27 protein-coding genes are annotated in these 24,581 nt (G+C 36.3%); 8 read left to right on the forward strand and 19 right to left on the reverse strand.

What is annotated here, in order from left to right; genetic code table 11:
- The first annotated feature begins 20 nt into the window (after positions 1-20).
- Entirely contained in the window at positions 21-635 is a 615-nt protein-coding gene (locus tag KGF86_RS08130; protein ID WP_211741542.1) for a YhcN/YlaJ family sporulation lipoprotein, read from the forward strand.
- Between the two features lie 34 nt (positions 636-669).
- On the opposite strand, the gene KGF86_RS08135 is transcribed toward KGF86_RS08130, so the two are convergent.
- Positions 670-918, reverse strand: a complete 249-nt coding sequence (locus KGF86_RS08135; RefSeq protein WP_211741543.1) for a hypothetical protein — start codon at positions 916-918, stop codon at positions 670-672.
- Between the two features lie 112 nt (positions 919-1,030).
- Between KGF86_RS08135 and KGF86_RS08140 the strand changes: the two genes are divergently transcribed.
- Entirely contained in the window at positions 1,031-1,234 is a 204-nt protein-coding gene (locus KGF86_RS08140; RefSeq protein WP_186868551.1) for a DUF2197 domain-containing protein, read from the forward strand.
- A 189-nt stretch (positions 1,235-1,423) separates the two neighbouring features.
- On the opposite strand, the gene KGF86_RS08145 is transcribed toward KGF86_RS08140, so the two are convergent.
- Positions 1,424-1,735 (reverse strand): YlaH-like family protein, encoded by a 312-nt coding sequence (locus KGF86_RS08145; RefSeq protein ID WP_186868550.1) that lies wholly within the window; start codon positions 1,733-1,735, stop codon positions 1,424-1,426.
- Positions 1,736-1,999: 264 nt separating this feature from the next.
- On the opposite strand from KGF86_RS08145, the gene KGF86_RS08150 reads away from it, so the two are divergent.
- Positions 2,000-2,182, forward strand: a complete 183-nt coding sequence (locus tag KGF86_RS08150) for a DUF5325 family protein (protein ID WP_186868549.1) — start codon at positions 2,000-2,002, stop codon at positions 2,180-2,182.
- Position 2,183: 1 nt separating this feature from the next.
- Here the strand turns inward: KGF86_RS08150 and KGF86_RS08155 are convergent, their stop codons facing one another.
- Positions 2,184-2,993 (reverse strand): inositol monophosphatase family protein, encoded by an 810-nt coding sequence (locus KGF86_RS08155; RefSeq protein ID WP_211741544.1) that lies wholly within the window; start codon positions 2,991-2,993, stop codon positions 2,184-2,186.
- 228 nt (positions 2,994-3,221) lie between these two features.
- On the reverse strand, positions 3,222-3,413 hold the full coding sequence (locus tag KGF86_RS08160) for a hypothetical protein (protein ID WP_186868547.1): 192 nt from the start codon (positions 3,411-3,413) through the stop codon (positions 3,222-3,224).
- Positions 3,414-3,630: 217 nt separating this feature from the next.
- On the opposite strand from KGF86_RS08160, the gene KGF86_RS08165 reads away from it, so the two are divergent.
- Complete coding sequence (locus KGF86_RS08165) at positions 3,631-4,245, forward strand: YktB family protein (protein ID WP_186868546.1); 615 nt, start codon at positions 3,631-3,633, stop codon at positions 4,243-4,245.
- Between the two features lie 44 nt (positions 4,246-4,289).
- On the opposite strand, the gene KGF86_RS08170 is transcribed toward KGF86_RS08165, so the two are convergent.
- The 4 genes from KGF86_RS08170 to KGF86_RS08185 form a co-directional block, all read right to left on the reverse strand.
- A complete protein-coding gene (locus KGF86_RS08170; protein ID WP_186868545.1) occupies positions 4,290-4,559 on the reverse strand; it encodes a UPF0223 family protein in 270 nt (89 codons plus the stop codon).
- A 14-nt stretch (positions 4,560-4,573) separates the two neighbouring features.
- A complete protein-coding gene (locus KGF86_RS08175; RefSeq protein WP_211741545.1) occupies positions 4,574-5,533 on the reverse strand; it encodes an NAD(P)H-dependent flavin oxidoreductase in 960 nt (319 codons plus the stop codon).
- 129 nt (positions 5,534-5,662) lie between these two features.
- A complete protein-coding gene (locus KGF86_RS08180) occupies positions 5,663-5,767 on the reverse strand; it encodes a GapA-binding peptide SR1P (protein WP_211741546.1) in 105 nt (34 codons plus the stop codon).
- Positions 5,768-5,900: 133 nt separating this feature from the next.
- A complete protein-coding gene (locus KGF86_RS08185) occupies positions 5,901-6,800 on the reverse strand; it encodes a polysaccharide deacetylase family protein (protein WP_211741547.1) in 900 nt (299 codons plus the stop codon).
- Between the two features lie 153 nt (positions 6,801-6,953).
- Here KGF86_RS08185 and KGF86_RS08190 point away from each other — a divergent pair, with 153 nt between their 5' ends.
- Positions 6,954-8,477 (forward strand): glycine betaine uptake BCCT transporter, encoded by a 1,524-nt coding sequence (locus tag KGF86_RS08190; RefSeq protein ID WP_186868541.1) that lies wholly within the window; start codon positions 6,954-6,956, stop codon positions 8,475-8,477.
- A gap of 141 nt (positions 8,478-8,618) precedes the next feature.
- Here KGF86_RS08190 and lpdA read toward each other — a convergent pair whose 3' ends face one another.
- From lpdA to KGF86_RS08215, 5 genes are all read right to left on the reverse strand, one after another.
- Positions 8,619-10,025 carry a dihydrolipoyl dehydrogenase gene (lpdA, locus tag KGF86_RS08195; RefSeq protein WP_186868540.1) on the reverse strand — a complete coding sequence of 469 codons (1,407 nt, stop codon included), beginning with the start codon at positions 10,023-10,025 and terminating at the stop codon, positions 8,619-8,621.
- 5 nt (positions 10,026-10,030) lie between these two features.
- Positions 10,031-11,314 (reverse strand): dihydrolipoamide acetyltransferase family protein, encoded by a 1,284-nt coding sequence (locus KGF86_RS08200; RefSeq protein WP_186868539.1) that lies wholly within the window; start codon positions 11,312-11,314, stop codon positions 10,031-10,033.
- A 21-nt stretch (positions 11,315-11,335) separates the two neighbouring features.
- Positions 11,336-12,313, reverse strand: coding sequence for an alpha-ketoacid dehydrogenase subunit beta (locus KGF86_RS08205; protein WP_186868538.1), 978 nt, complete (start codon positions 12,311-12,313; stop codon positions 11,336-11,338).
- 3 nt (positions 12,314-12,316) lie between these two features.
- Positions 12,317-13,360 carry a pyruvate dehydrogenase (acetyl-transferring) E1 component subunit alpha gene (pdhA, locus tag KGF86_RS08210; RefSeq protein WP_186868815.1) on the reverse strand — a complete coding sequence of 348 codons (1,044 nt, stop codon included), beginning with the start codon at positions 13,358-13,360 and terminating at the stop codon, positions 12,317-12,319.
- A 414-nt stretch (positions 13,361-13,774) separates the two neighbouring features.
- Complete coding sequence (locus KGF86_RS08215) at positions 13,775-14,431, reverse strand: YkyA family protein (protein WP_343221435.1); 657 nt, start codon at positions 14,429-14,431, stop codon at positions 13,775-13,777.
- Positions 14,432-14,643: 212 nt separating this feature from the next.
- On the opposite strand from KGF86_RS08215, the gene def reads away from it, so the two are divergent.
- From def to rnjA, 3 genes are all read left to right on the forward strand, one after another.
- On the forward strand, positions 14,644-15,195 hold the full coding sequence (gene def / locus KGF86_RS08220) for a peptide deformylase (RefSeq protein ID WP_186868537.1): 552 nt from the start codon (positions 14,644-14,646) through the stop codon (positions 15,193-15,195).
- A gap of 651 nt (positions 15,196-15,846) precedes the next feature.
- Positions 15,847-16,056 carry a DNA-dependent RNA polymerase subunit epsilon gene (locus tag KGF86_RS08225; protein ID WP_186868536.1) on the forward strand — a complete coding sequence of 70 codons (210 nt, stop codon included), beginning with the start codon at positions 15,847-15,849 and terminating at the stop codon, positions 16,054-16,056.
- Between the two features lie 3 nt (positions 16,057-16,059).
- The gene (gene rnjA, locus KGF86_RS08230) at positions 16,060-17,727 is read left to right on the forward strand and encodes a ribonuclease J1 (protein WP_186868535.1); all 1,668 of its coding nucleotides are present in this window, start codon (positions 16,060-16,062) and stop codon (positions 17,725-17,727) included.
- Positions 17,728-17,810: 83 nt separating this feature from the next.
- Here the strand turns inward: rnjA and KGF86_RS08235 are convergent, their stop codons facing one another.
- From KGF86_RS08235 to dapD, 6 genes are all read right to left on the reverse strand, one after another.
- Positions 17,811-18,479 carry a potassium channel family protein gene (locus KGF86_RS08235; RefSeq protein ID WP_186868534.1) on the reverse strand — a complete coding sequence of 223 codons (669 nt, stop codon included), beginning with the start codon at positions 18,477-18,479 and terminating at the stop codon, positions 17,811-17,813.
- 97 nt (positions 18,480-18,576) lie between these two features.
- A complete protein-coding gene (locus KGF86_RS08240; protein ID WP_211741548.1) occupies positions 18,577-20,418 on the reverse strand; it encodes an ABC transporter ATP-binding protein in 1,842 nt (613 codons plus the stop codon).
- 12 nt (positions 20,419-20,430) lie between these two features.
- Positions 20,431-22,179, reverse strand: a complete 1,749-nt coding sequence (locus KGF86_RS08245) for an ABC transporter ATP-binding protein (protein ID WP_211741549.1) — start codon at positions 22,177-22,179, stop codon at positions 20,431-20,433.
- Positions 22,180-22,344: 165 nt separating this feature from the next.
- A complete protein-coding gene (locus KGF86_RS08250; RefSeq protein WP_211741550.1) occupies positions 22,345-22,587 on the reverse strand; it encodes a YkuS family protein in 243 nt (80 codons plus the stop codon).
- 68 nt (positions 22,588-22,655) lie between these two features.
- Entirely contained in the window at positions 22,656-23,786 is a 1,131-nt protein-coding gene (locus KGF86_RS08255; protein WP_211741551.1) for an N-acetyldiaminopimelate deacetylase, read from the reverse strand.
- 16 nt (positions 23,787-23,802) lie between these two features.
- Entirely contained in the window at positions 23,803-24,519 is a 717-nt protein-coding gene (gene dapD / locus KGF86_RS08260) for a 2,3,4,5-tetrahydropyridine-2,6-dicarboxylate N-acetyltransferase (protein ID WP_211741552.1), read from the reverse strand.
- Positions 24,520-24,581 lie beyond the last annotated feature (62 nt).

Here is a 24,581-nt window from a genome sequence, read left to right on the forward strand (position 1 = left end):
ATTTTTAGGAGGAGTTTTAGATGTATATTCGTTTAAGCTTAATAGCATTATGTTTCCTTTTTCTTTTAGGATGCGGACAGAATGATGAGGACCGGGCTCTACCTAGTGAAAGAGAAGACCCAAATGACAGAATAATTAATGTAAAAAATTCTGCGCCTCGAGAAGAGCACGATTTTTCGAATGAGCAAATTGCAGATCACTTAGCCCATGTGGCAAGCGATGTTCCTGAAGTTGACGACGCTGTAGCCATCGTTGTTGGACCCTATGCTGTTGTCGGGATAGATGTTGATAAAGAATTAGATATGTCAAGAGTTGGTACCATTAAATATTCTGTAATTGAAGCACTTCAGCATGATCCATATGGTCGTACAGCTGTAGTAGTAGCAGATGCCGATATTACAGAAAGAATCCGCAGAATGAATGACAAAATTGCGCAAGGGTATCCCGTACAAGGGATTGTAGATGAAGTAGCTGCTATTGTTGGTAGATATATGCCTGATTTCCCGACGCCAGAGCACCGACCAGAAGAACCTAATCAAAACCAACAAATTATAAATGATGATGAAGAAAGACAAAAAATGGATGACATAGTGGATGAACAGTCTAATAATCACAAAGAAAAGCGTGAAGAATAAAGAATGAGGTATCCAGTTCTGGATACCTCATTTCTTATTCCGTCGCTTTTATGTTGTTATAATATTGAACACCAAACTGGGACCCCTCGGATACCATTTTAGCATTTTCAAGTTGATCTAGTTCCAATTCATCTACCTCATCTGGCTTACCCGCCTTAAAGAAGGTCAAGTCTTCACTAATTTCGCTGTCGTTTGAAGAAGGATGTTTTTTAAATTTATTAGCACCTATTAGATATCCTGCAATTCCTGCCCCAATAGCAGATACGATATAACGTTTTTTCATGTCAACCATCCTTTCTACCTTTTCTCTTAATGTACCTCTTCTTAATAGAAAATAAACATATTTTTGATTCGTTATGTTATAGTGGTAATATAGTCCAATTTGAGGTGGTTATGTGCAAGTAAAATGTGTATTATGTGATGTCGTTGAGAATATAGAGGATTTTTCGCTTCAAGCTAAAAGACTAAGAAATAAAAAAACGTATATGTACCTATGCGATAACTGTAACGAACGTATAAAAGAAAGAACGTTAGAACGCCTTGCAACAAACAAATTCCGTTTATACGAAGAAAAGAAAAAAGAAGATGAGTTAATATAGGTATCCGATAAAACAAACAAAATTCCCATATCACTTACTGTGTACGGGAATTTTGTTTTTTACATTATTAATTGGATAATAAAATTAAATCCGTTCAACTTTTCCGTATTATAGCTACAGGTAGCGTGACTAATACCTAATACCCACGTTATTTGACAAGAACATAAATGTCCTTCCAGAATCCTACTTTTATGCTTTTTTCGCTTGTCTCTGTAAATACATGCGAATACGATAGATGGCAAGTACTACACAAATTACAACTAAACTCTCAGTCATTGGTAATGGTTGTGCGCCAAGAGTTGCTGGCATAATAATAAATAAAATATTTAGGATGAAGATTCCTATGGCTAACAAAATATAGACTATAACTGATTTTAAGATAGGTAGTTTTTTTGCAAAACCTAATTTATATGCAATTGCAGCTAGAATTAAATTTGCAACGTATAGTATATTAAATACTTGATCTACACCGTATTGTTCCATGACATAATTATAAACCATTCAAATCCCCCATTATGTATATTCACCACTATCATACTAAATAAAAAATAAACTTGCTAGTGTTAGCTAAGTACGTAATTTATCGTGCGATACCACTTACGTAACAACAACTATTCATTATAACAGTTTTTTGAATAAATCCTCAGTTCCTTTATGTATAAGAAAAAGACTCCTTGTCTGATATAGGAAAAACAGATATTTAACCTTTCCTATCACTCAAAAAAGACTTATACTAGATATTGTACAATAGAGGGAGTGTCTTACATGAAAAAAATAAATATACCAGCATTATTACTAGCATTAGTTGTTGTATCGATGTTTATCGGAGTAGGATTGGCAATTGCCATGCGTAACATTTGGTTGATTGTATTATTTATTGTGTTAGGGTTTGCTATTATGGGATTTGGGATAGCAAACAAAAAGAAAAAAAGCGGCTCACAGGCGTGAGTCACTTTCTTCCTTTTGCAATAAAATCTTTAATGATACGGTTATGAACATCCGGATGACCGACAAAGACAGCGTTTCTTCCTACCATATTAATCGGATCCCCATCAATATTCGTTGTTACACCACCAACTTCATTTACAATTATCATTCCAGCAGCAATATCCCATGGTGATAAGCCCATTGTTAAATAACCTTCTAATATTCCTTCTGCAACATAAGCAAATTCTAAGGCTGCAGAGCCATATGTTCTCGTCCCACGTGCAGTTTTCACCAATTGCTGCATTACTTTTTCATCAACTAATCGGTTCTCACAAAGCCATAAATGATTTAATCCAATAACAGACTCTTCTAGAATCATTCCTTCTTTGAGTGGCGAAAGCTTTTTCTCACCCTTAAATGCTCCTTCCCCCCGTAAAGCAGTGTATAATTCATCCTCCATCACGTTATAAATAAGACCAATTTCCCCTACGCCATCCTGATAAATCCCAACCGATATGGCAAAGTTTCGTTTTTGCTGAACAAAATTCATTGTTCCATCAATAGGATCGATAATCCAAACCGTCCCATCTAGAGAATCAATCTCATCTCCAAACCCTTCCTCGGAAAGTAATAAATGATCTGGAAATGTTGTTTTAATTTTTTCTACAATGAACTTCTCCGTGTTTTTATCCATCGTAGTTACTAAATCATTTGGATTTGATTTTGTACCAATTTCTAAAGGGTCATCTATTGTATTCCGTATTATATTTCCGGCTTCCAATACCCATTCCTTAGCATAATGAAATATCTCTTCACGTATTAAATTATCCATATGTATAGCCTCCAATATGTCTACTCCTATTTATAGTATCAGAATTTTAAAAGCTAGTCATACTTGAGGGCTTTTTCATTAACCTTTCTAGAATAAACCTATAATTACTTATTCAATAACTAATCGATAAGTATCTCTTCGCTCAAGTGAGTAATTGTTTACAGTCAATCTGCCAAAAAACACTCAAGGAAGTAGAAGCTGTGCGCTTCTTCCCTTGAGTAAAGGAGGTTATTTATCTAAGAGCTCTAATAGATTTTCGCGTAACTGCTTTAGTCTTTCTTTCGATTTTATAATCTGAACTTTATCATTTTCTTGTAAAGCATCATAAAGCGTTAATAATTCATAATCAATCTCCATTTTAATAATAGGAATCTTTTCCTTCTCTTCCAATCTTCTAACTTCTTCTAATATATATTTCAACAGCCTACACATCCCTTCAATCGAATTCCTAGGTAAATAACCTGTGTTGTCCAAGTTTTCGTGAACAATCTGTTTGTTTCTTTATATATATGACTTTTGGTTCAATTCGTTCATATTTATAACTGTCCAAATCGTACTATAACGATTTAATCACTTGACTAGTTTATATTCAGTTGTTCATAATAATAACTATAAATAAATAGGAAAGGTGTTTTTCATGAGTATTAAAGGATTTGTCAAAAGTGATTTTGACACATTTCATATAGATGGATTAGATGCAAGAATGGAAGCAATACAAACTCGGATCCAACCAAAGTTCAAGGAAATTGGACAGGAGTTGGTAGAATATCTTTCTACTCAATTAGGAAATGAAGTTTATCTCCATATTGCAAAGCATGCTAGAAGAACAGTAAACCCGCCAAAGGATACTTGGTTAGCCATTTCTCATAATAATAGAGGGTATAAAAAACATCCGCATTTCCAGGTTGGATTATTTGATGATCATTTGTTTATTTGGATGGCTTGCATTTATGAATTAGAAAATAAGAGTGAAATCGCCAAAGCTTACTTAGCTAATTTTGATCAAATAAAGCAATTATCTGGAGACTTTGTTATTTCGTTAGATCATATGAAAAAAGATTCTTTATCTATTCAAGAGCTAGAAGCTAAACATGTAGAACGATTCCGTGATGTAAAAAAAGCTGAATTTCTTATTGGGAAACATCTTTCTTCTAGCAATCCTGTTGTATCTAATGGAGAAGAATTAGTTCAGTTTATTAAGGACACCTATGAACAGTTAATTCCATTTTACCGAATGGCACTTCAATCATAATAGCAAAAGGGAAATTCCACATACTTTTGGAACTTCCCTTTTTTTCATCTCATTTTAATTAGTCCACTCTCACTATCTCTTGCCATTTTAACGACTTGGTAACAAGAATAACCAGAGTCTTTTTCAAACTCTTGAAAGTATCGTTTTTCTTCACTTTTTGCCGGTACAATATGCTTAAACTTTCGATAGCCAGCAAGCAAAATATCCCGGTCGATCCCTTTTTCATAAGCTCTCTCTATTAATGAAAAAAATTGGACAACATCAATTATTTCTTCTTTTGACCAACTTGTATCAAAAGGGTATGTGTAATTCATCCTTTTCCTTCACCTCATTCCTTCCACTTCTTGCGTATTCCTTCCGCTTCAGCAATCATTCTTTCGATTAGTTCTCTTACAGAAGGTATATCATCTATTCCAGCTACCCCCTGTCCTGCCCAACCAAACCCGTTATCTGTTTCGCCTTTATAAATATAATTCCTATTCGCTACTCCACTTATGTAATCTTTTAACCCATCATATCCAACTTCTTTTTCTTCTAATTCCAATATTTTATCTGTCCAGGAATTTTTTAAAGCCCGAGCTGGAGTCCCTAACGAACGTTTAATTACAACAGTCGAATTTTCATCTGCTTCTATTATTGCCTGTTTGTACACTGGATGAGCATGAATACATTCTTTCGTTGCAATAAATCGTGTCCCCATCTCTATACCTTCTGCACCTAATGCAAGACTAGCCATCAATCCCCTTCCATCTATAATACCACCGGAAGCGATGACTGGTATGGATACATTATCAGCTACATCCGGTGTTAATACAAAAGTACTCGTATCCGCTCTCCCTAGGTGACCACCACCTTCATGTCCTACAACAATAACAGCGTCTGCTCCCAGTTGCTCTGCTTTCTGTGCTTGTCTTTTCGCAGCTACTAAGACTAATGTCTTGATGGGATGTTCCTTCACCATGTCTAAAACACCTTTTGGATTACCACCTGTCACTGAAACAACCGGAACTTTCTCCTCGATAGCCACCTGCACCATGTCTTCATATGGTCGATTATGTTGCCCGATAGCAAAGTTTACCCCAAAGGGTTTATCGGTAAGTTCTTTCACTCGTATAATTTCACTTCTTAATTCTTCAGGTCCAGGCAAACTCATAGCAGTAATTTGTCCTAGTGCACCAGCATTGGAAACAGCAGCAGCTAAATCTGCGTATGCTAAATATGCAAGCCCACCTTGGATAATTGGATATTCTATATGGAATAAATCTGTAATTCTAGTAGACCATTTCATCCTATTCCCTCCATTCCATAGTTCTTTATCCATCTTACCATGCTTTTTAAGTAATATAAAAAAAGTTGCATGGCTATGCAACTTGAAAGAGGATGGTATTGCGCTGTTTTTAATTATCTAAAGCATTCATTACTTCGATTTACATTTTGGGCAAGTGCCATACAATATTGCCACCTTTTCATTTTCATAATGCTCAATAGTAACCTGGCATTGTTGACAAACGATTGTACCCATTTAAAACCAGCTCCCCTTTTGTATAACACTTTATTCTATAGTATGCACCAATTAGATTACAAATTACATTTAGTATAACACAATCAACAAAAAAAGTACCAGCGATAATTTTCACTGGTAACATTTCCTACGTTCACTCTATCGTCTCGATTAAATCAGGGTCAACAATCTCATATCCCTGTTCTCTAAGTCCTTCGACAATATCCCTTAACGCCTCATTCGTCCATTCGCGATCATGCATTAAAAGGTTAGCTCCTGGCTTTAGTAAAGAGTATGGAACATCTACCTCTGGCCCTTCCCCTGTTACCATAGCTTCTACTAGCTTGTCCTTATTCATATAAGGAGTAAAGTAATCATAGCCATAAGACCAGTTCATTAAAATCATTTTTTCTTCTTTCGCTATTTTTTTCGAGTCTTCTGTATTGATACCATGAGGTGCACGGAAAAATTTAGGTCTTTCTCCAATAATCTCTTCAATCTTATCATTCAAGAGAACTATTTCCTCACGTTGTTTTTCAGGATCATGTACTATGCTTTCAAGATTGACATGGGAATACGTGTGATTCCCTATGGTAAAGCCCATATTGTGAATTTCCTTTAATACTTCTGCTTCTTGAGGTGTGTCTATAAAATGTCCATTGACAAAAAATATCGCACCAGCATCTAATTCCTGTAACGTTTTTGCCATTTGTAAGGCATACTTCTCAGGAGCATCATCAATGGTAAGTAACACAACTTTCTCATTGGTTCCATCTTCTATTGGGACAACGGACCAATCTTCAGAAACACGATATTGTGGTTTAATTTCTTCTGTATTTTCCTCGTACTTTTGATTAGATTCCTCTTCCTTAACCTTAGTTATACCGTTAGATGCCTCTTCCTCTTCCATTCCACTTACTTGATTTTCAGACTTTTGATTGGTTTGTCCTACTAAATCATCTGACTTGCTTCCTTCAATTTGTTCGAGCCCGGGGCTACAGGCAGATAAAAATAAAATAACTAGTGTTGAAAAAACGAAAACTGCTAATCTCATGTAACACCCTCCTGATGATTTACTCCTAATATACTCAGTTTAATCGATGAAAAAAAAGAAGACAACCTCTTTATTTTTGCGAAAGTTCTCCTAATAGTTGGGGATAGTAATATAGACACTACGAATTAAAGAATCAGATAGGAATGATTTAATATGAATAAGGTAACGAAAGTTTTTTATATTTCAGTAATCATTAGTCTGTTATTCATTATTTGGGGCATCATTCCGGATAGTGTATTACCCAATGGAAACCTAGAAGCAGTTACTTCAACCATTCAAACGTATATTGTGGACAAATTTGGTTGGTTTTATTTAATCAGTGCATCATGTTTTCTCTTATTTTGCCTATTTCTTATATTCTCTAAATATGGTGGAATTAAATTAGGTAGACCAAACGATAAGCCGGAATACTCCTATTTGACATGGTTTGCCATGTTGTTTAGTGCAGGAATGGGGATTGGATTAGTCTTTTGGGGGGCGGCAGAACCATTGTCACATTTTCATAATCCACCCTATGGCGATTCCATGACGAGTGATGCAGCAAAAGCCGCTATTCAATATAGCCTTTTTCATTGGGGATTCCATCCTTGGGCTATATATGCCACTATAGCACTTGCTTTAGCATATTTTAAGTTCAGAAAACATTCAACAGGATTAGTTAGTGATATATTAGTTCCCTTGTTTGGTTTAAAAGGAAAAGAAGTATGGGGAAGTATAATAGACTTTATTGTGGTATTTGCTACTGTATTTGGTGTTGCAACCTCCCTTGGATTTGGTGCGATACAAATTAGTGGTGGGTTATCATTTGTCTTCGGAATCGACCAAACTTTCTTGTTTCAAATGCTGATTATCTTAATTGTGACAATTCTGTATATGCTCTCTGTATCTGCTGGTTTGAATAAAGGAATGAAATATTTGTCTAACTCTAATATTGTCCTTGCAGTAGCTTTAATGATATTCCTGTTATTTTTAGGACCTACCACGTTTATGTTAAATTACTTTACTACATCCATCGGGAATTACATTCAAAATTTGCCAAGTATGAGCCTACGTATGACACCTTTTAACGAAGATAATACTTCATGGATCAAAGACTGGACTATTTTTTACTGGGCATGGTGGATTGCTTGGGCACCATTTGTCGGGACATTTATCGCTAGAGTGTCAAGAGGAAGAACCATTCGGGAATTTATACTTGGTGTTTTACTTGTCCCTACTATTTTTAGCGCGCTTTGGTTTACCGTTTTCGGTGGTTCGGCAATACATTTAGAATTCTTTGAAGGACTAGATATTTTTCATTATGTAGGTGAACTTGGTGAAGAAACTGTCCTGTTTGCCGTACTTGAACATTTCCCATTATCCACCATCATGTCACTTTTAGCTATCTTGTTAATTGGTACCTTCTTTATTACATCAGCAGATTCAGCGACATTTGTTTTAGGGATGCAAACAACTGGAGGAAGACTAGATCCACCCAATTCTGTTAAGCTGATTTGGGGAATTATACAGTCTGGTGCTGCCGCGGTATTATTATGGCAAGGTGGGTTAGGTGCACTGCAAACTGCTTCTATCATTGCTGCCTTCCCATTTAGTATTATATTACTTTTAATTGTAGTTTCACTGATAAAGTCTTTTAGACAAGAAATAAAAGAAATCGAAATGAGAAGAAAAGGTTAATTCACTATTATGCCATAAATTGCCTAAGTATCTGATTAGGTTAATTAGCCTTATCCTTTTGTATGAATAAACGAAGATTATCGGTCAAAAAAAGAGTGATGTCGGTTCGTCAAGAACCAAACATCACTCTTTACTTTAAAATTAAAGCATATGAATAGGTGTTCCGAGTGCAACTTCAGCTGCTTCCATCGTAATCTCACCAAGTGTTGGGTGAGCATGAATAGTTAATGCAATATCTTCAGCAGTCATCCCTGCTTCTACAGCTAATCCAATTTCAGAAATCATATCACTTGCATTAGGGCCAGCGATTTGACCACCTAGAACTAGACCATCTTCTTTACGTGTAACTAATTTCAAGAAGCCATCTGTATTATTTAATGATAATGCACGACCATTAGCACCGAATGGGAATTTAGCTACTTTTACATTGTAGCCTTGTTCCTTCGCTTCTGCTTCCGTTAACCCTACTGATGCAAGCTCAGGCTCAACAAATGCTACGGCAGGCATACCGATATAGTCAATCTCAGATTTTTCACCGCTGATTGCTTCAGCAGCAACTTTACCTTCATAAGAAGCTTTATGAGCAAGTGGCGCTCCAGGAACAATATCCCCAATTGCATAAATGTTTTCTACATTTGTACGACATTGCTTATCTACTTTTACTAGACCTCTTTCGTCTAATTCAATACCAACTTGTTCAAGACCAATTTCACTAGTGTTTGGACGACGACCAACAGTAACTAGTACATAATCAGCTTCAACAACTTCCTCTTTTCCGCCAACTTCGTATGTTACTTTCACGCCATCTTTTGTTTCTTCAACACCTTTAGCCATTGCTTCTGTAACAATTGTTGCACCTTTATTTTTAAGACGTTTCTTAACAAGAGCAGTCATTTGTTTTTCAAATCCGCTCAGAATATCTTTTGCACCTTCAAGGAAGACAACTTCTGTTCCGAAGTTTGCATAAGCGGATCCAAGCTCACTGCCGACATATCCTGCACCAATTACTACCATTTTCTTCGGTACTTCTTTAAGATTTAATGCACCTGTTGAATCAAGTACACGTTCTGAGAATTTGAATGTCGGAATTTCAATAGGTGATGAACCTGTTGCAATAATACAGTTTTTGAATGTATATGTTTGAGATGTTTTTTCATCCATTACTTTAACTGTATTTTTATCTACAAAGTAAACTTCGCCTTTAATGATATCAACTTTATTACCTTTTAATAAACCTTCTACACCAGATGTAAGCTTATTAACTACAGATGCTTTCCACTCTTGTACCTTCGCAAAATCAAATGTAACATTTTCAGATTTAATACCTAAATCTTCATTACCTTTTGCATGAACAACAGAATGACCAGCTTCAATTAGTGCTTTTGAAGGAATACAACCAACATTTAGACATACGCCACCAAGAGCGCCTTTATCTACGATTGTAACTTTTTGACCTAATTGTGCAGCACGAATTGCAGCAACATATCCCCCAGGACCAGCTCCGACAACTAGAGTGTCTAATTCAATTGGAAAATCTCCTACTACCATAATCCTTACGCCTCCATCATGATTAATTGTGGATCATTTAATAATCGCTTGATTTGATTTAAGGCCATTTGAGCAGTTGCACCATCAACAATACGGTGGTCAAAGCTCAAGGAAACTGCAAGTACTGGAGCAATTACTACTTCTCCGTCACGAACAATTGGTTTCTCAGCAATTCGGCCAATACCTAGAATAGCTGCTTCTGGATAGTTGATAACTGGAGTAAACCATTGACCACCAGCAGAACCAATGTTAGAAATAGTACTTGAAGCGCCTTTCATCTCATCTGGTGCTAGTTTACCACTTCTAGCTTTTTCTGCCAATTCATTAATTTCAGCAGAAATGGCGAAAATAGATTTACGATCAGCATTTTTAACTACAGGAACTAATAATCCTTTATCTGTATCTGCAGCGATTCCAACATTGTAGTAATGTTTTTGAACAATTTCTTCTGTAGCATCATCGATAGATGCGTTTAAAATAGGATATTGTTTTAAAGCTGAAACTAGAGCTTTTACTACGTATGGTAAGTACGTAAGCTTAATTCCTTGATCAATTGCTGCTTGTTTAAATTTCTTACGATGTGCAACTAGTTCTGTAACATCTACTTCGTCCATTAACGTTACGTGAGGTGCTTTCGTCTTCGAATTAACCATCGCTTTCGCAATTGCTTTACGAATTGGACTCATTTTCTCACGAGTTTCTGGGAAGTCACCTTCTAGTACAGGTGCTTTAGCAGATTTTTCTTCAGCTGGTGCTGTTTCTGTAGCAGTAGCTTCCGTACCCTGAGCTTGAGATGTGCCACCTGTTAAGAAATTATCAATATCTTCTTTTGTAATACGGCCATTATTTCCAGAGCCTGTTACTTGTTTGATATTAACGTTGTTTTCACGAGCATATTTACGTACAGAAGGCATCGCAATTACACGCTTTGTTTCATCTACAACAGTTTCTGCTTGCGCGTTATTTGGAGAAACTTCCATTTTTGGTGATTCTGTTTTCGCTTCTTCAACAACAGCTTCAGCTGGTTCTTCACTTCCAGCATCTTCATAGCCTTCTGCATCAAAGGAAATAAGTGTATCACCTACGATAGCTACTTCTCCTTCTTGTACAAAAATCTTTGTTACCGTACCTTCTACTGGAGAAGGGATTTCTACTACAGCTTTATCGTTTTGTACTTCACAAAGAATGTCATCTTCTTTAACTTCGTCGCCTTCTTTTACCATCCATGAAACAATCTCACCTTCGTGGATTCCTTCACCAATATCCGGTAATTTAAATTCAAAAGCCATTTAAATAGCCTCCTTTTACTTTTAGAAATTCACTACTGTGTTTACTTTTTCAATGATGTCGTTGTAATTTGGTAACCAAACTTCTTCTGCTTCTGAGAATGGGTATACCGTATCAGGTGCAGTAACACGCAATACTGGAGCTTCTAAATGTAAAATTGCTCTTTCTTGAATCTCAGCAACAACATTTGCAGCAATACCAGCTTGACGCTGAGCTTCTTGAACCACAACTACACGATTGGTTTTCTTAACTGATTCTAATATAGTATCTATGTCAATTGGAGAAACCGTACGTAAGTCGATTACTTCAACATCAATTCCATTCTTCTCAAGCTCTTCTGCAGCTTTTAGAGAAGCATGTACCATTGCACCGTAAGTTACAATTGTTACGTCTTTTCCTTCACGTTTTACATCTGCTTTTCCAAGCTCGATTGTATATTCACCTTCAGGAACTTCACCACGGAAAGAGCGGTATAATTTCATGTGTTCTAGGTAAATTACAGGATCATTATCACGAATAGCTGAAATTAATAGTCCTTTTGCATCGTATGGAGTAGATGGAATAACTACTTTCAAACCAGGTTGTTGTGCCATTAATCCTTCTAATGAATCAGCATGTAATTCTGGAGTGTGTACTCCACCACCAAATGGTGAACGAACAGTAATAGGTGCAGTATGAGTACCACCAGAACGATAACGCATACGTGCCATTTGACCACTAATAGAATCAATTACTTCATACACAAAGCCGAAGAATTGAATTTCCGGTACTGGGCGATATCCTTGCAATGCTAGACCAATTGCAAGACCACCAATTCCAGATTCAGCTAATGGCGTATCAAATACACGATCTTCCCCGAATTCTTTTTGAAGGCCTTCTGTAGCACGGAATACCCCACCATTTTGGCCGACATCTTCACCAAACACTAACACGTTTTCATCATTTTTCAATTCTACGCGTAGTGCATCAGTGATTGCTTGAATCATTGTCATTTGTGCCATTTTTTACTTCGACTCCTTTGCTTTATACTCTTCCATTTGTTCTACTAAATTATTTGGAAGTTTCTCGAACATATTAGAAATAAAATCAGTAACTTTTTGTTTAGGATATTGGTCAGCTTTTTTAATAGCTTCTTTAATATCTTCTTTTGCTTGTTCAATTACTTGATTTTCCTCTTCCTCAGACCATAATTTCTTACCTTCCAGGAATTTACGGAAGCGTACTAATGGATCTTTTTTCTCCCATTCAGAATCAAGATCTGCAGAACGGTAACGTGTTGGATCATCGCCAGCCATTGTATGAGGACCATAGCGGTATGTCATTGTTTCAATTAACATTGGGCCTTCTCCAGCAATTGCTCGTTCACGAGCATGTTTTGTCGCTGCATATACAGCAAGAACGTCCATACCATCTACTTGAATACCTTCAATACCAGCTGCAATAGCCTTTTGTGCTAATGTTTTAGCAGCAGTTTGTTTATCTCTAGGTACAGAAATGGCAAAACCATTGTTTTGTACAATAAAGATATTATTAGCTCCATATGCTCCAGCAAAGTTCATACCCTCGTAGAAGTCACCTTGTGATGTACCACCATCACCAGTATAAGTAATTGCTACAGCTTTTTTACCTCTCATTTTAAGACCTAAACCAACACCAGCAGCTTGCACATATTGAGCACCAATGATGATTTGTGGAGGTAATGCATGAACTCCCTCAGGCATTTGGTTTCCATGGAAGTGTCCTTTAGAGAATAAGAACGCTTGATATAGTGGTAAGCCATGCCAAATCAACTGAGGCACATCACGATACCCTGGTAAAATAAAGTCATCTTTTTCTAGTGCAAAATGACTACCTAATTGTGAAGCTTCTTGACCTGCAGTAGGAGCATAGAAGCCTAAACGTCCTTGACGGTTAAGCGCGATCGAACGTTGGTCTAAAATACGAGTATAAACCATTCTTCTCATAAGCTCTTTTAATTCATCATCTGATAAATCCGGCATGTCATCCTTATTGACAATTTTCCCATCTTCATTAAGAATCTGGAACATTTCGAACTGACTTTCAACACTCTCTAAAACGTGTTTCAAAATAGTTCACCTCTTCCTTTCATGTATCCTTATAAATTTATCTTTACTATCCTTCCCAAAAACTTGGAAAATCTGTACCTATTTGCTCATATTTATGCCTACATGCAAATCGGTTGTAATCATAAGTGGAGAAACAGCCAAAACTGTTACATAAATTCCGCAAAAAATACTGGTACAATTTTTAATACATGTAAAGTTTAGCGTATATAATCCCTTTAGGTCAACTACTTTGTTTTATATTTTCACATCTTCATTAAGACAGTTTCTTGGACACTGCCCTAATCTGTTATAGTTACAATTTTATTCTGTTACATTTTGAAACAAAAAAGAGCCTCCCTAATATGCTAGGGAAGCTCTCTTACAAGTTAGGCTTCGTTAATCAATATATTTCACATTAATCTCAGCTACTTCATAGAAGTTCTTTTTTAATTCATTATATTCAGAAGTATAGTCATTAAAAAGGCTATTCGCTTCAATTACTTCTTGATACTTTAAATTAACCTTCTCAACTTGTTCTTGCAACGCTTCTTGCTCTAAATCCTCACGTTGTAGCATCTCATATAATTGCTTTTCAAGCTCTAAGGACTCATTATATGTCTTGTTTAGAATATCATAAGCATCAAAACGATTAATCATGGTGTCATACATCGTTAACGCCTTCTCTTTAACTTCCTCATCCTTTATTTCGCCAATCAACTCTTTAGACTGTTCGAATTCTGCGCGAGAAGCATCTAGGCTTTCTTTCTCCAAGCTTATTCTTTCGTCTCTCTTCTCAATGGACTCAAGCGCTCTTTCCGCGAATTCTTTTATTTGATCTAGTTCTTCAATTCCTAGCTCAATGATTTGTTTATATAATTCTTGTTCTTCCTGCTCTAGCTTCGTAATTTCATCTTGTTGCTCCTGAAAACCCTCTTCTAATTTAACTGCCTCTTCCAAATGATTATATATTTGCGTTTCCGGACTATTTCCACACCCAGCTAATAGGAAAACCATTCCTAACATAATAACTAGTATTAAGTGATTATATCTCACGTTTTCTTATCCCCCTCAAAAACTTCTCGTATAATAACTACTCTGTGTCGAACTGTTAAATAGTATATCATAAATTATCATTAAAGCATTTATTAATTATTACTTGTCTTCTATAAGTAAAAATATGCCTTCTAAACTAATTATATGATAAACTATTTAATTGACTATAATATGATAAATATAGGACCATTATAGAGTTGGAGTGAATCAAAATGCTAACTATGAATGATATTGTACGTGAGGGGCACCCTTCATTAAGGGAAGTTGCAAATGAAGTACCACTTCCACCTTCCGAGGAAGAAGTTTCCTTACTAAAAGAAATGCTTGAGTTTTTACAAAATAGTCAAGATGAAAAAATCTGTGCACGATATAATTTGAGACCTGGTGTAGGGCTTGCAGCACCACAATTAGGAATTAACAAAAGGATGATGGCTGTGCATTTCGAGGATGGTAATGGCGATCAATATAGCTACGGTTTGTTTAACCCTAAAATTGTAAGTCATTCTGTTGAGAAGGCTTATTTAACGGTGGGAGAAGGATGCCTATCTGTTGACCGTAATGTAGAAGGTTTTGTTCCACGTTATGCACGTATTACCGTTACTGCAACAGATATAAATGGTAATCAAGTAAAGCTTCGTTTGAAGGATTATGCTGCAATTGTATTCCAGCACGAAATTGATCATTTGAATGGTATTATGTTCTACGATCATATTGATAAAGAAAATCCTTTTGCAATTCCTGAAAATTCGAAAGCTATCGATTAGTTATGAAGGGTCGACCACAAGGTCAGACCCTTTTTTTATACAATGCATAGAAAACGGTATTCTCGAGAAACATAAGGTTAAGAAACTGGACCTTGGTACCTAACTAACGTTTAAATAGCTTTCTTAATAAAATGTTTTTTAAAGTAAATCGTTGATTTTTATTTCAATATTTTCAAATCCATACTATACTATAAATAAGAGGGATTGGACGGTAGAAAATTATATTTGCTTTTCTTTAATCTTTTGAAAGGAGTGTATGTCCTTATGTTACGTCGCCTAAAAGAAAAGCTAAAGAAGCGTTGGAAAGATTTTTTAGGCCGAGGACGTGTACCATCAACTTTTAGAGAATAAAGAAAAAAAGGCAGGGTATAAATGATAGCCAATCTACCGATAATGATAAATCTAACATAGTCATTCACCTGTCTTTTTGTTAAGTTACATGGTGTGAACGGATTATAAAGATGCGGAATATAGTTAGGATGTACGATAGACTCTAAGTCAATCGTTATATTAAAATGAATGGATTAAACGGACCGATTCTAATCGGAAATAATTACATAATGAGCTTAAGCTAATTAGTAATAACGGATATCTTCTTTACATTTTTTGAATGGTAAATATAAAGTTATAGAGAGAGACAGGAGAGATAGTATGATTTTTAAAGTAATATACCAAGAATCTAGACAAGAAATACCAGTACGAGAACGTTCTAAAAGCCTTTATGTTGAAGCAGATTCTGAAAAGGAAGTAAGACAAAAATTAAGCAATCGCAACTACAATATCGAATTCATCCACCCACTAGATGAAGCACATTTAGCATATGAAAAACAATCCGAAGATTTTAAAGTGGAGAATGTTTAAAAAATGAAATTCGTAAAAAATGATCAGGCAGCAGTATTTGCACTAGGTGGACTTGGTGAAATAGGAAAAAATACGTACGGAGTACAATTTCAAGATGAAATAATTCTAATTGATGCTGGGATTAAATTCCCTGAAGATGAGTTACTTGGTATTGATTATGTTATTCCTGACTACACCTATTTAGTGCAAAATCAAGATAAAATAAAAGGCTTAATTGTAACACATGGTCATGAAGATCATATTGGTGGAATTCCTTATTTACTGCGTGAAATTAACATTCCTATATACGCAGGTAAGCTGGCGATTGGCTTAATTCGAAATAAATTAGAAGAACATGGATTATTAAGAAATGCAAAATTACATACCATTCAAGAAGATGATATCATTAAATTCCGTAAAACATCTGTTAGCTTTTTCCGTACCACACACAGTATTCCCGATGCATATGGTATAGTCGTAAAGACACCACCAGGCAACATCGTTCATACCGGTGACTTTAAGTTTGATTTCACACCAGTTGGGGAACCTGCAAACTTAGCAAAAATGGCAGAAATAGGAAAAGAAGGTGTACTTTGTCTTCTTTCAGATAGTACGAATAGTGAAGTTCCAGGCTTTACTTTGTCTGAAAAAGTAGTTGGAGCAAATATTAGCGATATATTCAGTCGTGTAACTGGAAGAATTATTTTCGCTACCTTTGCCTCAAATATTTACCGTCTTCAACAGATGGTAGAAGCTGCTGTTCGCTATAATCGAAAAGTTGCTGTATTTGGGCGTAGTATGGAATCTGCTATTAAGTTAGGTCAAGAGCTTGGCTATATTCAAGCTCCAAAAGATACATTTATCGAAGCAAACGAGATTAATCGTCTCCCAGCAAATGAAGTAACCATTCTTTGTACCGGATCTCAAGGCGAGCCGATGGCAGCATTATCTCGAATTGCAAATGGGACACATAGACAAATTCAAATAATCCCTGGTGACACAGTAGTATTTTCTTCTTCGCCAATCCCTGGAAATACATTAAGTGTTAGCAAGACCATCAATATGTTGTACCGTGCCGGTGCAGAGGTTATTCATGGTAAATTAAATGATATTCACACTTCTGGACACGGAAGCCAAGAAGAACAAAAGCTAATGTTACGCTTAATGCAGCCGAAGTACTTTATGCCGATTCACGGTGAATACCGTATGTTAGTGGAGCACACTAAATTAGCTGAAATGTGTGGCGTAAATCTAGAAAATTCCTTCGTTATGGATAATGGTGATGTGCTAGCTTTAAGTAAAGATACTGCACAAGTATCCGGAAAGATTCCTTCTGGTTCTGTATATGTAGACGGAAGCGGTATTGGTGACATAGGTAATATTGTCTTACGTGATCGCCGTATTCTATCGGAAGAAGGATTAGTTATTGTAGTCGTAAGTATTAACATGAAGGAGTTCAAGATTGCTGCAGGACCTGATATCATTTCTCGTGGTTTTGTTTATATGCGTGAATCAGAGGACATGATTAATCAAGCTCAAAAGCTTGTTTCTGCACACTTGAATAAAGTAATGGAGAGAAAAACGACACAATGGTCTGAAATTAAAAACGAAATTACAGATACAATTGCTCCATTCCTATATGAGAAAACGAAACGCCGTCCAATGATCTTACCGATTATTATGGAAGTTTAAAAAAGTCTTCTAAGGGGTATGACTCCTTAGAAGACTTTCTTTTTTATGTAATATGAACAAACTCCATTCCATTAAAACGAAAATTAATCATCTATCACTAGCTGCCTTTCAAATCTAGCAATGTCTTTATCTGCACCTACTACAACTAATATATCGTTTTCTGTCAGTATATCGTCTGGAGTTGGCGATACGTTTATATCTCTCCCCTGCTTAATCGCAACAACTGTACACCCGAATTTTGCACGTATATCGAGTTCAATAATAGACTTACCTGTCATTTTCTTGCCTGCTTTTACCTCGACAATACTGTGGTCATCTGAAAGTTCTAGATAATCAACAATATTATTGGAAATAATACTATGAGCTATTCTTCGGCCCATGTCTCTTTCCGGGTGTACTACTTGATGGGCTCCAATTTTATGTAGTATTTTGGCATGGTAATCATTTTGAGCTTTTACTGTAATTCGCTGTACACCTAATTCGACTAATACTACGGTTGTCAAAATACTAGCTTGGATGTTATCACCAATAGCAACAATAACATGGTCAATGTTTTTAATACCTAATTCTTTCAATGTCGTTTCATCGGTTGAGTCAGCTATCACTGCGTGAGAAGCAATATGTTTAAATTGATTCACTTTTTCCTCATCACGATCTATAGCTAATACTTCCATTCCCTCACGGCTTAATTCCTGACAAATACTCCCCCCGAATCTTCCTAAACCAATAACTGCAAATTCCTTTTTTCTCATTAGAGTTCCTCCATCAATATCCTTCTATCAATTATACTTTAACAATTGTAAGAAAAAGAAGCAATTTCCCTATCGAAAATTGCTTCGTGTTCCTGTTTTACATTGCATCGAGCATTTGAAATTGTGAGCGTACTAAATGATAATACTCTCCTTTTTGCGCCATTAATTCATCATGGTTTCCATTCTCTAGAATCTTTCCATGCTCTAATACATAAATATTATCTGCTTCTCTAATAGTTGATAATCTATGAGCAATAATTATCGCTGTTCTACCATGCAATAATGTTCGTAGTGCAGCTTGTATTTTTAACTCTGTTTCCGTATCGATGCTTGCTGTTGCCTCATCTAAAATAATGATACTAGGATTAGCTAAAAGTGCACGAGCAAATGATAATAACTGTCTTTCTCCGGCAGAAAGAATATTCCCTCGCTCTTCCACTTCTGTTTCGTAGCCTTTTGCCAGACGTTTAATAAAATCATCTGCCCCGACTACTTTAGCAGCTTCCAATACCTCCTCATCGCTTGCATCCGGTCGGCCGAAACGGATATTCTCCATAATCGTTCCCGAGAAAATAAAGGTATCTTGTAAAACTACACTAATATGTTTACGCAAGCTCTTTAATGACACATCTCGTAAGTTATGACCATCAATCTTCACTTGCCCTTTTGTCGGATCATAGAATCTACTAATTAAATTAGCAATAGTTGATTTACCACTTCCCGTATGTCCTACTAACGCAATTGTCTGACCTGCCTTCATTTCTAAAGATACTTCATGTAGTGCAATCCGGTCATTATTATAGGAGAATTGAACTTTCTCAAATTCAATATGCCCTTTCATTTCAGTAAATTCATAAGGGTTATCCGCTTCATCAACATTCGGCTTTTCATCTAAATACTCGAAAATCCGTTCAGATGAAGCCATGGCTACAAGCAACTGATTATACATCTGACCTAATCGAGAAATAGGATCCCAGAACATACCTAGATAGAAGGCAAAGGCTATAAAGGTACCAACTGCTATACCACCTGCATCGGGTCCTAAAATAATTAAATGCGCACCATAGGCAATTAGTATTACTGTTCCTATGGCATTACTCATTTCTACAAACGGACGGAACATAGCACTTTTTCTCGTTGCATCAATCCATGCAGAATAAGTGTCCGTATTTAACCCATCAAAGAACTCAGTGTTTTCCTTTTCCTGTGTAAACGACTGTGTGATACGAATACCCTGAATGCTTTCATTCAAATGTGAATTCATACGTGATTGTTGAATACGAACTTCCTGCCACGTACGTCGAATCTTTCTTCTTAATACTGTTGTAATATAAAACATTAACGGCAAAATAACCATCACTGCAACTGCTAATTTAGGACTTAAGGTAAATAGAATGGTAACAATACCAAGTAATGTAACAATATCCATTAATAAATTGATGATACCGTTTGAAAATAACTCTTGTAAGGAATTGGTATCATTCATAATACGAACTAGGATAGAGCCTGCAGATCTTTTATCAAAGAAATTATTAGATAAGCTCTGTACATGGGTGAATAAATGCTGTCTTAAATCATATATGACATTTTGCCCTAGCAAATTCACCCATTTAATTCTTAAATAGTTCGCAATATAGCTTAGAAGGTACAGTATCCCTATAATAATAACGAGATTGATTAACAGTTTCGTATCTTTATTCGCGATTGCTATATCAAACGCAGCCTTACTAATTAAGATAGGGATTGCTAAGCGAATAGCCGTGGATACAATCATAGCGATAATGGCACCTAGTAAATATGTTTTCGTGTATGGTTTTAAATATACAAGTAAACGCCATATCTGCTTCCAGTTAAAGGGCTTTTCTATCGCTTGATCTATCGTATAATAAAATCGTTTTAAATGTCTTTTGTCAGGAATACTCTCTTTTTTACTTGCCATCTTGATCCCCCCTTAGTTCACAGCATTCATAATCGTATCATGGTCTTGATATTGGATATCATAAATTCGCCTGTAGGCACCATTTTGTTTTAATAACTCCTCATGGCTACCTCTTTCCACAATCTCACCATTATCTAATACAATAATTTCATCCGCATGTTTTAAGGAGGAAATTCGGTGAGCAATGATAAAGGAAGTACGCCCCTTCATTACTTCCTTTAATGCTTGTTGGATACGGAATTCTGTTTCCATATCTACAGCGGATGTGGCATCATCAAGAACGAGAATACTCGGATCCACACATATGGCACGCGCTATCGCAATACGCTGTCTTTGACCACCGGATAATCCCATACCTCTTTCACCAAGTAACGTGTCATACCCTTTTGGCATTTCCATAATAAACTCATGTGCTTGTGCACGCTTTGCTGCATCTATTATCTGTTCATCCGTTGCATCTGGATTACCATACGCAATATTTTCACGAATGGTAGTAGAGAATAAAAACGATTCCTGTAGCACAAATCCAATATGTCTTCTCAACGTCTTCAAATCATAGTCTTGAACAGGTCTGCCATCGACCAATACCTCACCACTCTCAGGTTCATAGAAACGAGTAATTAATTGCGTAATACTTGTTTTACCTGATCCTGTACCTCCGATTAACCCAATTGTCTTACCTGGAGGCGCATCAAAGTTAATATTCTTAAGTGCAGAATCATCATCTTTTGTATAGGTCAAGGTTACATTTTTAAATGTCACATGACCTTTAATTGATTCTTTAATGGCATTTTCTTTGACTACAATTTCTTCGTTCTCTTCTAATATCTCACGAAGTCTTTCCCCTGATGCTTTCGCTTGTGAAAACATGTTAATAACGTAACCAACATTCATTAATGGTCCCATGATATACCAAACTAAGCTAAAGAATGCTAGTAACTCACCAGGATTCAAACTACCATTAATAACTAAATATCCACCAAATCCAAGTAGTGCAACAGCACACACATTCCCAATAAACTCCATTAGTGGGAAGTACTTTGCCCAAAGCTCCGATGTTTTAATGTAATTTTGACGATAGTCTGCATTACTTGTGGAAAACCTGCCAATTTCGAAATCTTCTCGTGATAATGATTTGACTGTTTGCACACCGCTTATATTCTCTTGTACCCTTGTGTTTAGTCTCCCAAAGGATTTTCTTATTCCTCTAAATGCCACGTGTGCAAGCTTTTCAAACCGCATCGCTACTAAAATGAGGAAAGGCATTGCTGCCATTGTGACTAATGTTAATGACACGGAGTAATAAAACATTACACTTAAACTAATAGCGATAAGTAAAATTATTCTTATCAACTCGGAAAATCCAAAGGATAAGAAAAAGCGAAAACCTTCTACGTCTGCCGTTAGACGTGACATAATATCTCCTGTTTTAGCGTTATCGTAATATTTAAATGATAGGACTTGAAGCTTCTTGTACAATGCATCACGTAACTCATAGACTGTACTTACACCAAAACGGTCCCCTAAAAACTGGTGATAAAATGTTGCAATGCCCTTAATAAGCATTAGAACAATAAACACTGTAGCAATATAAGGTACTAACTCATATTTTTCTTTTGCTACAACTTCATCAATTGTTAACTGTAAAATGATAGGATACACAACTGTAATAACCGTTACAAAAAACAAGAAGAATAATGATCCAAAGAAGTAGTTTTTATAAGGCCAATAAAATTGTTTAAGCTTTTTAAATGTATCCATCCATTCCCCTCCCCCTGAAGTTATTTTCTTTTATTCACGTAATTACTAATATAACGGTTTCCGAAATAAATTACCACCTCTTTTTCATAATTTATTAAAAAATTTTTTATAATGAAAAAGACATAAAAAAAGAGGCCAAACGTGACGAGCCTCTTTTTGATCTTACTAGCTTAATTTTTCGTTTACCATTTGAGCAATTTCTTCAGCGTTCTGTCCACTCGCATTAATTACTGGTCCTGCTATACTTGTATCCGCCATACCCATGACGTCTTTGTCAAGTCCAGAGATTACACAGCAATCACAATGCGCTGTGTCAGCCTCTGATTTTAATTCAATTACTTCATGACCCATTGCCATTAATGCTTCCTTAACATCAGTAAGGGATTCTTCTACCCCGATTCTAGCCATCTTCTTCACTCCTCTAAGTATGCAATTTACAACTTTAGTTTTACCGAAAGTGAAGAAGATATTCTATATTAATATTCCTTTGACGATATGGTTTTAAGCATTTGGCTTACTATTTTTACACCAACCCCGAGAGCCTCTTCCTTTGGAGACAGTTTCGCATTATGTAATCCGTAGGGTGAGTCGACACCGAGCCAGAACATAAAGCCTGGAATTTCCTTTAACATAAAACCAAAATCTTCCCCAGTCATTGCTTTCTTAGCGCCTAAATAGGTAAATTCAGATTGCTCCACTACAGCTTTGAATAACTGGACATAGTCTGAATCATTATATACTTGATAGTAATTGGATCCATAGTCTAATTTTATTTCACAATCATGACTAATCTCAAACCCTTGTGCCATTTTCTCTAACTTTTGCTTTATTCTTGTCATCGCTTCAGGATTTAATGTTCGGATTGTCCCTTCTAGCCTAGCTGTTTCAGCAATGGCATTTTGCACATGTCCACTCGACATCTTTCCAATTGTCACAACTGCACTATCTTGAGGATCCATTGATCGAGAAACAACATGTTGTACTTGAGAGATAAAGCTCCCTGCAGCTACAGCCATATCCTTCGTTAAATGCGGAAAGGCAGCATGCCCACCTTTTCCAATAAAATCAATATATAATTCACTTGTATTAGCAAATAATAACCCCGGCTTACTAGCAATAGTTCCAACGGAATATTCAGGTGCAACATGAAGTGCAAAAATACAATCTGGCTTCCATCTTTGAAATTCCTCTGATTGCATCATAGGAAATGCTCCACCTGGACCCTCTTCCGCAGGTTGGAACACAAAGACGACATCGTCTTGAATAGGATGCTCTATAACATATTTCAGGGCTCCTAACGCAATCGTCATATGAAAGTCATGGCCACATGCATGCATCTTCCCTTCATGTGTAGAGGCAAACGCAGATCCAGTAAGTTCTTCAATCGGAAGTCCGTCTATATCTGCCCGGTATCCTATTTTTTTCTTTGGATTTAAACCCGACACCTTCACGAGTATACCTGTTTTCCATGTCTGTATCAATACGCGATCTGTTGCTATATCATGAATAAACCGTAATAAATATTCTTGGGTTTTCCATTCCTGAAACCCTAATTCCGGAATTCGATGTAAATCTCTCCGTATTTCCTTCAGTTCCGCAAGCTCCATAGGTTTTCTCCTTGCTCTAATTATCTAGATTACGAAGTTCTTGCATAATCTCCGTTTTAGCCTTTGTTCCTTCATCAATTTCTTTTAATACTTTAGCAGGTGTTCCGGCAACTAATGTATTCGGCGCAACATCATTAGTAACCACTGCCCCGGCAGCAACAACAGCACCTTCACCAATTGTCACACCTTCTAATACAACAACGTTAGCACCAATAACAACATCATCTTCCACTATTACTGGTTTTGCAGAAGGCGGTTCAATCACACCAGCCAACACGGTCCCGGCTCCAATATGACAATTCTTTCCTACCGTCGCTCTACCACCTAACACCGCATTCATATCAATCATCGTACCGTCACCAATTACTGCTCCAATATTAATCATGGCACCCATCATGATAACAACACCGTCTCCAATTTCTACTTGATCACGTATAATAGCACCTGGTTCGATGCGAGCATTAATATTTTTTAAGTCTAATAATGGAATTGCCGAATTACGACGATCATTCTCTATTACAAAGTCAGTAATGGCATTATTATGTTCGTTTAAAAATGCCGAAACCTCATCCCACTCACCAAATAGTACCCCACTTCTTTGCTCTACAAAGGCTTGAATAGTACCATAGGATAGTGCATTCAAGTTATCACCTTTTATATAAACCTTTACAGGTGTACTTTTTTTACTATTTGAAATAAAATTAATAATTTCTTTGGCATCTAACATTTTCATGGTCAGCCACCTCCTAATTTTTCTAATTTTCACTTTAACAAACTGTTATCATTTGAGCAAAT

The organism is Ornithinibacillus massiliensis, assembly GCF_018310345.1.
Classification (GTDB): domain Bacteria; phylum Bacillota; class Bacilli; order Bacillales; family Amphibacillaceae; genus Ornithinibacillus; species Ornithinibacillus massiliensis.